This is a genomic window from Acetobacter oryzifermentans (assembly GCF_001628715.1).
Lineage (GTDB): Bacteria > Pseudomonadota > Alphaproteobacteria > Acetobacterales > Acetobacteraceae > Acetobacter > Acetobacter oryzifermentans.
Window position 1 is genome coordinate 84,954 of the sequence record NZ_CP011122.1, and the last position, 13,626, is coordinate 98,579.

Genomic DNA, 13,626 nt, shown 5'->3' on the forward strand with positions numbered 1-13,626 from the left:
AGGCTTCAGAACGTGGCGGAAAGGCTCACGTTGAATGAACGGCCCATGCCCGGCAAGGCGCGGGTGGTGCCGATATAACGTGTATCACCAAGAGAGAGACCACCCAGCGGCAAGTAGTAAGGCTGGTTGAGCACGTTATCAATTCCGGCATCCAGCGTCAGCATCTTCCAAGTGTAGCTGCCGCCAAGGTTCAGCAGGGCATAGCCTGCGGTGCGGGGTTCGCCGCGCAGCCAGTCCACGGTGTCCTTGGGTTTGACAAAGTTCATCTCCACCCGACCGGTCCAATGGCCCACTGTTTCATGTACAGCCACCGTGCCGTTAAGCGGCATCATGTTGTACAGGCCGGAATGTGTGACCTCATCCTGTCCACGCACCCAGTTGAGGACGCCGGTGACTTCACCCTTGCCATATTTTGCTGTGTCCCACAGCGTGTAATGGCCGGATGCGTTAATGCCGTAGGTCTGGGCATTGTGATTGGCAAATTGCAGCAAATGGTGCCCGTTGGAGAAAGTGCTCAACTGTACCACGTTGATGTAATTGTGCACGTAACTGTAATAGGGCTGGACCGTCAGACCCCAGCGGTTGGCGGCAGTGGGGTCATGCCAGTCCAGCGTCACGCTGGCCGTGTTGGCGATTTCTGACTTCAGATCCATGTTGCCCACATAGCCGTTGCCATCGCCAAACCAGCCGATCATGCTGGAAGACATGGTGCCACGGCCCCACGCATAGCGTTCATACAGGTTGGGCGCGCGGGATTTACGGGCGTAGCCGCCTTCCAGCGTAAAGCTGTCTGTTACCTTCCAGCGAGCCATGGCGGTGACATCAAAATTCACATCCGTCCGCCCCCGGTTGTGGGCGTTGAAGGCGCGGGCAGCCATGGCATCCTTCATGTTCATCATGCCTGTCCATGAATAGGGAGCCACGGCTCCCGTGTTCATCATGATCAGATCATTGCGGAACCCCAGCAGGGTAGAAACGCGCGGCGTCCAGTGGGCTTCCCACTCGGCATAGTGGCCCAGCCGGTCGCGGTGGCCGTTATTGATGTTGTGGTAGGTGTCCGGCCCCATCATCATGCTGCCTTGCAGCGGTGGCCACCAGTCATTCAGTCCCACATGGTCAAACCCGCTGCCCAGCTTGAGGGTATGAAAATGCCCTAGCGGAATGGTGGCCTTGAGCGAATAACCCGCCAGACGGGAGTCATTGTTCATGGGCATGCCGGTGGTGGCTGAATGGCCGCCCTTGTCCGCCAGCATGTTCATGGCGTGGGTAATGCGCTGCCAGTAGCCGCGGGCTTCAAACGTGCCCCAGTCAAACGAGCCAGTATATTTGCCGTTTACAAAAGTGGAGCGGTTGTTGGTCATGTCCATATACTGGTTGGCAAAGCCCTCACGCGGGGTGTCCTGCTGCCCCACGGTAATGGCCACCAGATGGTTGTCCTTGTGCAAGCCCACCGTTACGGCGTGATTATAGGTCAGGTAATTGGTGGAGTGCACGGTGCCCATGCCCGCCCCCCCCCCGATAATTGCCGGACTGATCATAAGAACCCGTATAGCTGATGCTGAGCAGATGATTGGCAACTGTGACAGAACCAGAAGCCCCGTAGGCCCCGCCATTGCTGCGGTAGGTGCCGCGCACCCGGCCTGTCACAAGAATTTTGCCCTTGCGGGCAAAGCGTGGGTCTGCCCGTTCCACATCAATGGTGCCGCCCAGACTGTCGCCCCCGCTGCTGACAGGGGTCAGGCCCGCAATGCTGGTGGCAGTCTGCACGCTGTCTGGATCAATGTAAGAGAGGGTGGGGTTCATGTGGTTGGGGCAGGCGGGAGAGATGCGCACGCCATCCACAATAGTGGCGACGCGATCATCCGCCATGCCGTTCAGCACGGGCAGGTTGGCCAGCCGCCCGCCGCCATAGGAACTGAACCCCGGCTGGTTACGGAACAGCGAGGACACATCCGGGCTGGAAAGCCGGGACATGCGCTGTGAGCTGGCATCGGGCGAGGACGCTGTCAGTGGGGCATCGGAGAGGGAGGTTTCCTCTTCCTCATCCGTTGAGATATCCAGCCGGGGCAGTGTGACAACGGCACTGCCAGAGGCCGTGTTGCTCTGGCTGGCGCTGACCTGCGCAGCCGTTGTTTGCGCCAGCGCAGCGGAGATGGTGGGGGCCGCGCACACCGCAGCAATGCCCCACGCCCACGTCGGCACGCGGCGTCGGTTGATAAGCGTGATCATAAAAACAATCCTGAAAACAAAGCGTGCAGAACCCTTTTTTCTTCGGTCATGAGGCCAAAAGGGCACGAAGAAGCTTTGTTCAGGCAGGAGGCCCACGTGAGGGCGGCAAGCCAAGCTGAACGCTGGGCGGTGCGCGTGGGGTGGAGGCGCTGCTGCCGCGCCGCATCCACCGCAGAATGGGCGGGGGCACCAGTAATAAGGCCACGGGGAGCGCCGCTGGCAGCGAAAGAAGCGGGCAAAGCGGGCACTGCTCCACCCCATGATGGTGGCCGGAATGCGGCTGCGTGGATTTACCCGCAATGGCCGCTGCCATGTGATGGGCATGTGCGGCCATCATATGATGGTGCTGGGTCGGGCCCACTCTGGTGGGCAGGCCCACCGCGCCTTCTGGCGAGGCAAGGCCAGAACCCTTCTGCCCTGCGCCAGCGGACGTTGCATCCAAGACTTCATCGGGTGCGGAGAGGGAAGCTGCAATATCCACGCCCAGAAGGCGGGCTATGGTGGCGCGGGGCAGTTCATCCGGTTGCGCAAAGCTCTGAAGGGCGAGCAGGCTGAGAAAGCCTACCAGTGTCACCACCACCAGCGACAATTTCAGCAGCGTATGCAACGGGTGGGTGGTGCGGGCCATCAGAGCAGCCGGAACTCCTGTCTGTGCGGGCCATGGTGGGTTGGACCAAAGGTGGGACGTGGCTTTGCTTTATTTATCTATGAGAGGATTTGTGTCAAACGTATGACTGCCGCAAAAGTGATCTTTCTGATTGAAGGCGGCGGCGAGAGGTATAAAATCACGGGAAAAAGCCCACACAGACCACGCAGAAAACAGGCAGGCACGCGTGCAGGTCGGCATAAGTGGCAAGGCGTCGCAGCTGTTTGGGTGCTTGGGTGTATCTGCCTTGTGTTGTGGGTATGGGCCGTTCAGGACCAAAGGATGAAGGAACGCGGACGGGTGAAACCGCACGGCAGACTAGGGCAGGATGACGATGCACTAACGCCAGACGTGCGTGCACGGTTAGAGGGGGGCGTATTTTCTGCTCGACAGAGCCGGACTAGCCGGGTGTGGCATCTGGCCCTTCTGGCAGCAGTCGTCGGGCACGGGGTAATTACAGCCTGCCTGCTAGTGACATTTCATCCATGGCATCCGTCGAAAGCACCGGGGCAGAAAGCTGTGGAGATGGTGTTTGAATCTCCTGTCAGCAAGCCCGTCAGCGCTGCGAACCTCACTTCTGTAACCCCGCCTCAGGAACTGGTTCCTACTCCTGAGCAGGTAGAACCACTCAGTGTGCCTCCTACGGCTAATCTCTTTTATGCCACTCAGTCCTCTGAGATAACACCGCCAGACGAGGCGCTTGCTTCCTCGCTGGGAGCGCCTCCCATGCCAGCGGATACACCACCCGTGCCGCGCATGACAAATATCTTTCCGCCTGTTGCCACACAGCGGGCCGCTCCAGCACATGAGCATCGGCCTTCAGCTCACTCTTCTCAAATATCCATGCCTCGCAAGGCGGCAGTACCATCTACACCCAAGACGAGTTTGACTTCGCATTCTCCGAAGGTAGCGACACCTCCTGTTTCCACTTCTGCTCGTACTGCGGCCAGTCAAATTCAGTTGGCTCCTGCAGCACAGAACTCTGCTGCTGCGCAACCAGCGGCGGCATCGGTGGCTCATGTAGCCAACGGGAGCGGGGCACGCACGCTTACTTGCTCCCCACCGCAGACGCATTATCCTCCCATGGCCCGGCATCTGCACGAAGAAGGAGAAGGCGTGGTGGAGGTCACTTTGGCAGCAGACGGAGCCATTGCTACAACTCGACTGGTGCAGAGTACTGGCTATGATGATCTGGATGCACAAGCACTGGCCGCTGCTCGTGGGTTGCACTGTGTCGCACCGGCTTCAACACCTATGGTGGGGCGGATTCCGGTCGGATTTCATATTCGTTAGGGCGTGTCGTCAGTTATCTCCGATGATAACGGAGACGAGTTGCACTGCTGTGATGAAGGTTGATTCCAGCTTGTCATAGAGTGTTGCAGTGCCTTTGAACTGCTTCGGGCTGGCGAAGAATTGTTCGATGATGTTCCGTTTTTTATAAATTGAAAAATAGGGTTTTTCGTGAACAGATACGATTTGGAGGGATCGAAGAACCCTTGATTGATGTGCTTGGCCGGTAATTTCTGGGTTTTGGCGATTTGATTGACGGTTTTTGCGATGGCGTCCAGTCTGCGTTTTGAGCAGATTGGGAGTTGTCTCTCGCTGGATGGCTATGCGCTCGCGTTCAATCTTTCGAGGAAGAGGAGGCGGCGCATATTGTAGACGATATTGGCGAGCCCGATCCTCATGGTGGCTCGACTGATACCGACAGTCCGGATAAACAGCCCCGTCTGTGACTTCTGATCGGCAAAGACATGCTCGACACGCGAGCGGATGACCGACTTTCCAGCATTTGATTTCTGGATATGCCGGGGCATAGGCTTGAGATGCGGCTTTTTGCGATGAACCTTGGAGACAAAGCCCTGCTTTTCCATGAAGTCTTCGTTGTCTTTTGAGCGATAGGCCGTGTCGGCCCAGACACTTGAGGCCGTATTGGTTTTATCCAGAAGCCCCTCTCTCAATCGCGCGCCATCACTGGCAGCGGCATGCGTTGTTTTCCATTTGCGGATGAACCGGTATTTCCGATCGATGGAAACATGCGATTTATAGCCAAAGAACGGGATGGCGAGATCGCTGGATGGCATGGTTCCATCATCCTGCCGCTTCGCCTTCGTGAACTTCAGTGTCCAGCGCGCATGACGATCCTTGTGCGACAGCTTTGCGGGTTTGTCCTGCCAGTCTTCAGGAATACGGCCTGCTCGCAGATCCGCTTTCTCTGCATTGGTGTTCCGCTGCTTCGGAGCCGCTACCAGCGTGGCATCCAGGATCTGGCCTGACATCGGCAAATACCCGGCGTTACGCAGGGTCGCATCAAAGCGGATGAACAGCCCATCGATCGCACCCGCCTGGGTCAGACGCTCGCGAAACAGCCAGACCGTTTTGGCATCCGGCACCCGATCTGAAAGTCCCAGCCCAAGGAAACGCATAAAGGAGAGGCGATCGTTGATCAGATATTCCGTCCGCTCATCAGACAAATTGTTGAGCGTCTGGATCACCAGGATCTTGAACATCAGCACAGGATCAAATGGCGGTCGTCCGCCCTTGCTTCCATCGGAATACGCCAGGGCCTTGTCCAGATCAGGACGGAACGCTTCAAAATCCACAGTCCGGGAAAACGCTTCGAGCTGATCGCCAAGCCCACTCAGCCGGGCAAGACGCTCTTCAACATCAAAGAAACCAGACTGCTTCATATCGCCATTCCCTCAATCAACGCAGAAGAAATAGAATCATACAGAAGACCTCAAAACCAGGGGGTTTTTAGAACCCTCCAGGTGGCGGGCGCGTTCGGACGTGGTTTCTGGAACGACGACGACGACGGGGACACCTAGCTTACGACCGGCGTAAGCAACAGCCAGTCCAGCATTGCCGCCGGAAGATGAAATGAAGCGGCGCGCACCTTTGCCATAGTGATATTCGCAGGCATGACCAATACCGCGAATCTTGAACGATCCTGACGGCTGCGCCGCCTCCATTTTCATCCAGACCTGCGTTCCATTCAACTGTTCAAGCGGCAACGATTCAAGCAGGGGCGTTTTTATACTCAGAGACATTATTTAAACTCCTGAAAGGTAAAAAGATCAGGCTAAAGATTGAATTTCGAGTTCTACATTGAGGTCATAAGTCGGTCGACTCACGATGGTAGAACGCGCCAAGAAACCTTCCTGAAGTAATTACGGTGAGTAGGCCCTAGATTTCTGGACGCCCTGGCTCCTAAAAATGAGGACAGGAGGCGTTGATGGGGAAGCCCAATTTCAGTGATGAGTTCAAGCGTGATGCGGTGACGCAGATTACCGAGCGGGGATATCCGGTAGCGGAAGTTTTGCAGCGGCTCGGGGTCAGCACACATTCGCTGTATGCGTGAAAGCGGCAATTCGCGAAGGTGGTATCGGGCGATTCTGGCAAGGATGCCGAGATCCGGCAATTGAAGCGCGAACTAGCCCGGGTCACCGAGGAGCGCGATATCTTAAAAAACGATCCCGGACGTTTGTCCGCCTGTGCGGCATAGAAACGGGCCATGCTATTGTGCCGGACAGGAGGGTAGCGGCCGTTCGCTTATTGGCGGGTTCGTCCCCGTTAAAAAACGTGGTCCATGGAACTGTGCGAACTTGAGAATGGTGACACCGCCTTGCGGTGATCCCGGTTAGGAAGATGATTGATAGGCATGTTCCACACCCTCCTCCAGCACACTGTGTGGAGATGTTACGATGCCTCGAAAATCTGCAAAAGCGTCCTTTGATCTCACACGCCATATTCAGGGAGCCGCTGCGATCGATATTGGATCACGGATGCATATGGCGGCGGTGTCCCCTGAGGCTGCGAAGGACCCAATCCGGTCCTTTGGCACATTTACGTCCGACCTGCATGCGTTGGCTGAGTGGTTCAAAGACTGCAAAGTCACCAGTGTCGCCATGGAATCTACAGGCGTCTACTGGATCCCGGTTTATGAAATCCTTGAGCAGCATGGTTTCGACGTCATTCTGGTGAACGCGCGCTACGCCAAGAATGTACCTGGTCGCAAGACGGACGTGAGCGATGCCGGATGGCTCCAGCAACTTCATTCCTATGGCTTGCTGCGTGGAAGCTTTCGGCCTCAGGCCGATATTGCCGCATTGCGGGCTTACCTGCGTCAACGTGAACGTCTGGTCGAGTATGCTGCGGGACATATCCAGCACATGCAGAAAGCCCTGATGGAAATGAATCTGCAACTCCATCACGTTGTCTCCGACATCACTGGCGTCACAGGCATGCAGATTATCCGGGCAATTGTCGGCGGTGAACGTGATCCAGAGACGCTGGCCGCTAAGCGCGACGTCAGATGCCGCTCATCGGCAGAAGTGATATCGGCAGCTCTGATGGGCAATTATAGAGATGAACATGTGTTCGCTCTGACGCAGGCACTGGAGCTCTATGATATTTATCAGGAACGGATCATGGCCTGTGATCGCCGCATGGAAGGCCTGTTACTGCTTTTGAGCCACGGCAGTGCAAAGCCTGCGGCAGACCTCCCAAAGCCTCGGATCAAGACAAAGCAGGTGAGTGTTCCGTCCTTCGACGTCCGCGGCATTCTATATCGCTTGCTGGGCGTGGATCTCACGCAGATCCATGGCATCGGTGTTTCCTTGGCACTCAAGCTTGTGGCAGAATGCGGCACAGACCTTCGCGTCTGGCCAAGTGCAAAACATTTCACGTCCTGGCTCTGCCTTGCTCCGGGAAACAAGATTTCCGGAGGAAAGCTTCTGTCATCTCGCACACGCCGATCCTCAAGCCGGGCCGCAGCACTGCTACGTCTGGCAGCCACAACGCTCGGGCGAAGCGATACGGCGTTGGGGGCTTTTTACAGACGCTTATCAGCGCGGGTCGGGAAAGCCAAGGCAGTCACCGCCACGGCTCGGAAGATAGCGGTTCTGTTTTACAATACCCTCAGGCACGGCATGATTTATGCCGATCCCGGAGCGGGACATGACGATGAAATCCATCGCAAACGTGTCGTCTCCAATCTCCACCGACGTGCGCAGTCATTAGGGTTTGTCCTGCATCCCATCCCTGTAGCCACCGAGCCTGGTGTTTCTTAGGAAAGCCACCGCGTATTTCGCCAAGGATGCAAAGTGAGATACGCCTTCATTACCGAGCATCGTGATCGTTTTGGAGTTCGGGCGATGTGCCGCTGTCTGGCCGTGCAGCCCAGTGGCTACTATGCCTGGCGGAAGGAGCCGTTGAGCCGACGGGCTTGCGAGGATGCCCGACAGACCACGTTGATCCGTCAGGCCTGGAACGACAGTGGCAGGGTTTATGGCTACCGTAAGCTGCACGATGATCTGCTCGATCAGGGCAGTCAGTTTACCAGCATGGACTGGACTGCCTTCATACGGGCTCACAATCTGGAACACTCGATGAGCCGCCGCGGCAATTGCCACGACAATGCTGTAGCGGAAAGTTTTTTCTCATCGCTCAAGCGTGAGCGCATCCGGCGTCGAACTTACAAAACGCGCCAGGAAGCCCGACAGGACGTGTTTGACTACATCGAAATGTTCTATAACCCGGTGCGCAAGCGGGTCAGGAACGAGATGCTGTCACCCGTGCAGTTCGAACAACAGCAGACTTTGAATGATCAAGGCGTCTAGAAAACTAGGGCCTACTCACGGCGTGTCTCATCAACGGCCCATACTGACTTCGTGCTGGATGCCCTTGAGCAGGCTCTGTGCCAGAGGCGGCCAGAGGGAAAAGTGACCCACCATTCCGACCGCGGCTGTCAATATGTGTCCATTCGCTACACGCAAAGACTGACTGAAGCAGGTCTCGTTGCCTCTGTCGGAAGTGTTGGGGATTCCTATGATAACGCCCTGGCTGAGACCATAAATGAGCTCTACAAAACTGAACTTATCTATCAGCAGGGGCTATGGAAAAATAGGGACGCTGTTGAACTGGCCACACTCAAATGGATGGATTGGTTCAATAATCGCCGCATTCTGTCATCCATGGGAAATATCCCGCCAGCAGAAGCTAAGACTTGTTTTTATGCTTAGCAGAAATTACATGCTTTAGCCGCTTAGTTCAGATAAAAAACGTCTCTACAAAACCCGAGACAATTCAGTGTGGACGTCTTCCCGTTGACACTAGTGACTGTGTCAGCCGCTCTTGAGGGGCTTGGTAAGCGGGGACAAAACATTATTCCCGTGTTCATTTCAGTTGATCCCGAACGTGATACCCCTGAAGTTTTAGAGGAGTATATTGAACGTTTTTCCCCGCGCATTGTTGGTTTGATAGGATCGGAACCTCAGCTTCAGCCTCGTTTTGAGGGAGTTTCATGTCTCAGTACGGCGTCATGCTCCCAATGCTTCAGACTATCTCGTTGATCATAGTTCGCTTCTTTACCTCATGCATGGACAAAATCATCTGGTTGGCATGATCCTCGTTGATGCTAGTGCCCATCAGATTGCAAGCGAGCTCAGATGACTTTTACCATCCTCCTGATGTCAGGTTTGACCTCATCTCGCAAACATCCGGTTTGCGAGAGTCAGAACAAGTAATGCGGCCCCCAGTTCTGGTAGAAGCAGCCCCAGAATGACAAGGGTCATAATACCGACAATTCCATATCTCTGAGAAGGCATGGCGGGCGGAACCCCCAAGGTTCCCACAGGTTTACGTTTAAGCCACAACACTGTTGCTGCACTGCTCATCATCAGTAAACCAGTTGCCACTAAAAAATTGATAGCCTGATTCATCTTTCCAAAAAGCTGGCCTTCATGCGCCGCAACGCCGTAGCCAATGATCCGATCGATAAGGCCTTTCTGGGCGAAAGTTGTATGTGCCTGCACATGGCCATCTGGTGTTACCGTCACACTTTCTCGCAAAGGTCGGTTTTGCGTGTCGGAACGTACAGTCCACATAGAACCAGATGGCGTAATGATGACCGGAGCGGGCAGGGAGAGAGTGCTCGCGGTCTGTACAACAGTATCCAGACTGCTTACCAAGTCCTCTTCAGGAAAAGAGGTGGAGACGGTTGGCATATCCATACCGGGCATATCCATGCTGCCTGTTGCAGGCTGCTTCTGTGATTGCCCGACCGGGTGCCCGGCAATGACCGTGGCGGCTGGAACCGCGCCGATTTCCCAGTCCTTGACTGAGGTCAGGCGACCAACCGTGTTTTCGACCGATTGCAGGGTATGTCCCCAGACAAAGGACCACGGTAGACCGGATACCAGAAACAGCACCAGAAACACTGATGCCCACACGCCAGTGACGGCATGGAGATCCCGCCACCGGGTTCGTCCCTTTATGCCAAGGCGTGGATAAACAACGCCTGCCAGTCCATTCTGACCGCGAGGCCACCAGAGCAGTAGGCCTGTCACAATGAGCACAATGGTCCATGATGCAACCATTTCCATAATGACAGAACCCATATTGCCCAGCAGCAACTGACCGTGCAACCGAAAAACCAGACGCTCAAATCTGTTCTCTTCCAGAACAGTTTTCAGAACAGTGTGGGTGTTCCTGTCCACATAGACCCGCACGGCCTCTCCTTCTGGTCTGCTGACCAGAATACGTGCGGCACTCTGCGAAGTCCGCGGAAGTTCATAAGCCAGGAAAGCCCCCTGCGGCACTGCTGATAAAGCAGCCTGAACGTCACGCTTGGGAGAGGGCGACTGAACTGTGAGCAGATGGTCATATCGCCAGTCAATCCAGTCATCAATCTGGGGTTTGAAGAGATAAACCGCTCCGGTCAGAGAGAGAAAAGCCACAAAAGGCAGGCAGAACAGCCCTGCGAAGAAATGCCAGCGCCAGAGCGTGCGGCGGTCTGGCCAGAGAGTGGCAATGTGTATGGTCATGGCACTATCCCTCAAAACCTGATCCGCATGCCGCCAAAATACGCACGGGGCGAACCTGCATAGATGGAGCCTGTGCTGTTCATGAGTGTCGTGGCACCGGCCTGCTGACCATTGGCTTGCAGTTTATCGCTGATGTTTGTGGCCCCTGCGATATAGGTCTGGTTGGCGACGTTCTGTACCTCGAAATACCAGTGCAAACGATGTGCCCAGCCAAACCGGGCGGGGGGATCATAATGTATTTCAAGATTAAGCAGCGCATACCCCGGCGCTTTCAGGCGATTGGCGTTATCTAGCCAGTAAGAATCACGCCACGTGACTTCCGCGTATCCGCCCAGCCCTTCCAGTAAACCGTCAGGCTGGTCATAAAGAAAGCGGGCATTAAGAAAATTGGGAATGACCCCGGGGATATAATGCCCTTTACGGCTGAAGCTGTGTGAGAGCGTGCTGTTGGAAAGAACTTCGGTATAATTGGTATAAATCTGGTTATCATAGGTGTAGCTCAGTTTAACCCGACCGCCGGGAAGCATTTTGGGCAACGGCTTCCACGCCACACCCAGAACAACACCACGATGTTCGGACGCGGGTGCGTTAAAAGTGTAGGAACCAACGGTGTTGACACCGGCAGACTGGCTGACCAGTTCGTTCTTATAAAACTCGTAAAAACCTGTTGCCTGAATGCTGATCGTCGAAGAGGGATGCCAGTCAGCGCCCAGATCAATGCCGACACTTGTCTGGCTTTTCAGTTGTGTATTGTTCCCGTATTCCCCCTGTGGCGTAATGAAAAGATTGGAAGAGGATGGGGTGCCATAGGCTGTGCCAACACGGGTATGAAGCGTCCAGTCTTTTGATGGCGTATAAATCAACGCGCCTTCTGGCGCGAGATTGAAATAGAAACGATTGGCTGTGATGGCCCGCTGGGTGTTGAGCGTTGCGGAGTAGCCATAGAGTGTTTCGGTTGCGCCAATATCGGAATATGTGCCGCCAAGCCCGGCGACAATGTGCCAGTCGGGTGCAAAATGCCAGTCTTCCTGAAAGCGCGCTCCGAGATTCCACTGGTGCCCGTAGCTTTCGGAATTCATGGCCCCTCGTGTTGCACCGCCCAGGGGCATGATGTTGTAAGTCTGTGAACCAAAATCGAGATAATCAAAATTCACGCCAGCAAATGTTTCCAACGCTCTGCCCGCAAGTTGCGCATGGTTGGTTATGTCGCTGCTTACATTATAGGAATTATAAGGACCGACATACGCCATAGGGGACGTTGGCTGGTCGATATGGCGCTGATCGTATGTAAACTGGTTTCGCCATGTTGTGTGGCTGTTGAAATCATGCTCCCAGCGCAGGCCAACCACCGTGCGCCGATCAAAGCGCCCCAACCCTGCCTCTTCAGGGCTCATGGCAACCTTCGCGCCATAGCGGCCATTGACCAACAGATTGACAGATGCGCAGCCAGTTGCTGCGCTGGACGCATTGGCGCACCCTTGCTGGTAAGGATTGGCCCGATACTGGTTGAGTGACAATCTTGCTGGCAAAAACGCATCCGTGACGTTGTTGACAAATTTCAGGATAAGACGATCAGCAGACGTCAGATTGACACGCAGCCGCACATTTTCTGTCGAGGTATTATAACGACTATTGGCAATGAAGCCGTTTCCACGCACATCGCTGCCAAAGATCATCAGATCGTAGTGTCTGTTGCCAAAGCCGAGGGTGGCATAGTTGTTGAACATCCCGAAACTGCCGAAATCGGAGCCCAGTTCCAGTCCGTGAATATCTGCTCCCTTCCGGGTGCGGAAATTGATGGCGCCGTTGATGGCATAATTACCATACAGGGTTGAGGCTGGCCCCTCGAAAACATCGACACCCTGATAGGCATGAGGGTCGATCAAGTCGGCCCGAGCTGTCCCATCAGGCTGGGTCATGGGGAACCCATCTTCCAGCACCTGAATATTTTTAAGTCCCCATGATTGACGATCTCCCGACCCACGAATGGAAACGTTTGTATCGCGAGGGCCATTCCCCTGAGTGAAGCTGACACCGGGAATGGTGACCACCATGTCTGCAACACTCTGTCCAACCTGGTTCGCGAAATTACTTCGATCGGAACTATAAGTCGTCTGGCCTGCAGGTCGAGTAAGGGCTGAAGATCGGCTTAATCCCGTTACAAGAATCTGTTCGTTTTTGGCGGGAGTTTTTTTGGTTCTGGGCGTAGGAAGAACACGCTTACTCAAAGATGGACGAGGCTTCTCTGCACCGATGGCAGCGTGCGTCGTGGTGGCCGAGAAAATGGCACCAGCGATCATTGTCCCGTAAAACGGGAGTGAAAAATAAACAGTACGAAACATGTGAAGGAACCTGAAGAGACAGCACAAAAAGCTCACCTACATGATTAGGTGAGCGGCTCTTTCAATTCAGATCAGACAGGAGGTCCCTGAGGGCAGAGAGAAGTCCGTTTCGGTGTTGGCGGCCCCCGGATGGCTGTGAACATCCATGTCTGGCGAATGCCAGCAACACACAATCCTATAAAAAGACAGAAAACGATGCTTACAATAAGCAGATCCAATGCCTCGGACAGAAGAAAGCCGTCATCGTCGGGAGCGGTTGAGTGATGGTTCTGTCCGTCTGGATCAGACGATGTGTTCTGAGCATCGCAAAGAATGCTCAGCTGTGTAAAAGTTTTGAGGGGATCGTCGATCAGTGCTGTTGGGGAAGCAATTCCGCCAAATGTCAGGCGTGCAATCAGCGCAAGCAATACGAGAGGCCAGAAGGCCAGCAGGTAGGTTGAACTGTGAGTGCGAGAGAGCATGTGAAGACAATTATATCAAATTCTTTTTGCGAACTAGATAATATCAGCGCCGGAAGTGCAACGCACACATGCCGCAGATAATGTTTGCTATGCGGAGAGGGTTAGGGGCGTCCTTGGGTGTG

Annotated in this window: 8 protein-coding genes and 5 pseudogenes; 6 read left to right on the top strand and 7 right to left on the bottom strand. The window is 54.9% G+C overall.

Going from position 1 to position 13,626, the window contains the following annotated elements:
• Positions 1–5: 5 nt before the first annotated feature.
• Both WG31_RS14475 and WG31_RS14480 read right to left on the bottom strand, forming a co-directional pair.
• Positions 6–2,229 (bottom strand): annotated as a pseudogene (locus tag WG31_RS14475) (TonB-dependent receptor).
• Between the two features lie 79 nt (positions 2,230–2,308).
• Positions 2,309–2,857, bottom strand: coding sequence for a hypothetical protein (locus WG31_RS14480; protein WP_003626866.1), 549 nt, complete (start codon positions 2,855–2,857; stop codon positions 2,309–2,311).
• Positions 2,858–3,157: 300 nt separating this feature from the next.
• Between WG31_RS14480 and WG31_RS14485 the strand changes: the two genes are divergently transcribed.
• The gene (locus tag WG31_RS14485) at positions 3,158–4,168 is read left to right on the top strand and encodes a TonB family protein (protein WP_231862525.1); all 1,011 of its coding nucleotides are present in this window, start codon (positions 3,158–3,160) and stop codon (positions 4,166–4,168) included.
• 317 nt (positions 4,169–4,485) lie between these two features.
• Here the strand turns inward: WG31_RS14485 and WG31_RS14490 are convergent, their stop codons facing one another.
• Entirely contained in the window at positions 4,486–5,565 is a 1,080-nt protein-coding gene (locus tag WG31_RS14490; protein ID WP_003626862.1) for an IS5 family transposase, read from the bottom strand.
• Between the two features lie 78 nt (positions 5,566–5,643).
• Positions 5,644–5,925: pseudogene (locus WG31_RS14495) on the bottom strand (pyridoxal-phosphate dependent enzyme); the annotation flags it as partial.
• 185 nt (positions 5,926–6,110) lie between these two features.
• Between WG31_RS14495 and WG31_RS15655 the strand changes: the two are divergent.
• The 5 genes and pseudogenes from WG31_RS15655 to WG31_RS16150 form a co-directional block, all read left to right on the top strand.
• Positions 6,111–6,344, top strand: a pseudogene (locus WG31_RS15655) (transposase); the annotation flags it as partial.
• A gap of 235 nt (positions 6,345–6,579) precedes the next feature.
• The gene (locus WG31_RS14505; protein ID WP_003627592.1) at positions 6,580–7,947 is read left to right on the top strand and encodes an IS110 family RNA-guided transposase; all 1,368 of its coding nucleotides are present in this window, start codon (positions 6,580–6,582) and stop codon (positions 7,945–7,947) included.
• Positions 7,948–8,496: pseudogene (locus WG31_RS14510) on the top strand (IS3 family transposase); the annotation flags it as partial.
• Between the two features lie 21 nt (positions 8,497–8,517).
• Positions 8,518–8,898: pseudogene (locus WG31_RS14515) on the top strand (integrase core domain-containing protein); the annotation flags it as partial.
• A gap of 99 nt (positions 8,899–8,997) precedes the next feature.
• Positions 8,998–9,228 carry an SCO family protein gene (locus WG31_RS16150; RefSeq protein ID WP_238331373.1) on the top strand — a complete coding sequence of 77 codons (231 nt, stop codon included), beginning with the start codon at positions 8,998–9,000 and terminating at the stop codon, positions 9,226–9,228.
• Positions 9,229–9,360: 132 nt separating this feature from the next.
• On the opposite strand, the gene WG31_RS14520 is transcribed toward WG31_RS16150, so the two are convergent.
• The 3 genes from WG31_RS14520 to WG31_RS14530 all read right to left on the bottom strand — a co-directional run bounded on the left by WG31_RS14520 (position 9,361) and on the right by WG31_RS14530 (position 13,504).
• Positions 9,361–10,701 carry a PepSY-associated TM helix domain-containing protein gene (locus tag WG31_RS14520; RefSeq protein ID WP_061342402.1) on the bottom strand — a complete coding sequence of 447 codons (1,341 nt, stop codon included), beginning with the start codon at positions 10,699–10,701 and terminating at the stop codon, positions 9,361–9,363.
• An 11-nt stretch (positions 10,702–10,712) separates the two neighbouring features.
• Positions 10,713–13,001 (bottom strand): TonB-dependent receptor family protein, encoded by a 2,289-nt coding sequence (locus WG31_RS14525; protein ID WP_077208809.1) that lies wholly within the window; start codon positions 12,999–13,001, stop codon positions 10,713–10,715.
• Between the two features lie 113 nt (positions 13,002–13,114).
• Positions 13,115–13,504: a hypothetical protein gene (locus tag WG31_RS14530; RefSeq protein WP_020936740.1), complete on the bottom strand. Its 390-nt coding sequence runs from the start codon at positions 13,502–13,504 to the stop codon at positions 13,115–13,117.
• Between the last annotated feature and the right edge of the window lie 122 nt (positions 13,505–13,626).

Coding starts and splice junctions, on each gene's coding strand:
- WG31_RS14505 (WP_003627592.1), top strand. CDS start 6,580: ATGCCTCGAAAATCTGCAAAAGCGTCCTTTGATCTCACACGCCATATT.
- WG31_RS14520 (WP_061342402.1), bottom strand. CDS start 10,701: ATGACCATACACATTGCCACTCTCTGGCCAGACCGCCGCACGCTCTGG.
- WG31_RS14485 (WP_231862525.1), top strand. CDS start 3,158: ATGAAGGAACGCGGACGGGTGAAACCGCACGGCAGACTAGGGCAGGAT.
- WG31_RS14530 (WP_020936740.1), bottom strand. CDS start 13,504: ATGCTCTCTCGCACTCACAGTTCAACCTACCTGCTGGCCTTCTGGCCT.
- WG31_RS14480 (WP_003626866.1), bottom strand. CDS start 2,857: ATGGCCCGCACCACCCACCCGTTGCATACGCTGCTGAAATTGTCGCTG.
- WG31_RS14490 (WP_003626862.1), bottom strand. CDS start 5,565: ATGAAGCAGTCTGGTTTCTTTGATGTTGAAGAGCGTCTTGCCCGGCTG.
- WG31_RS14525 (WP_077208809.1), bottom strand. CDS start 13,001: ATGATCGCTGGTGCCATTTTCTCGGCCACCACGACGCACGCTGCCATC.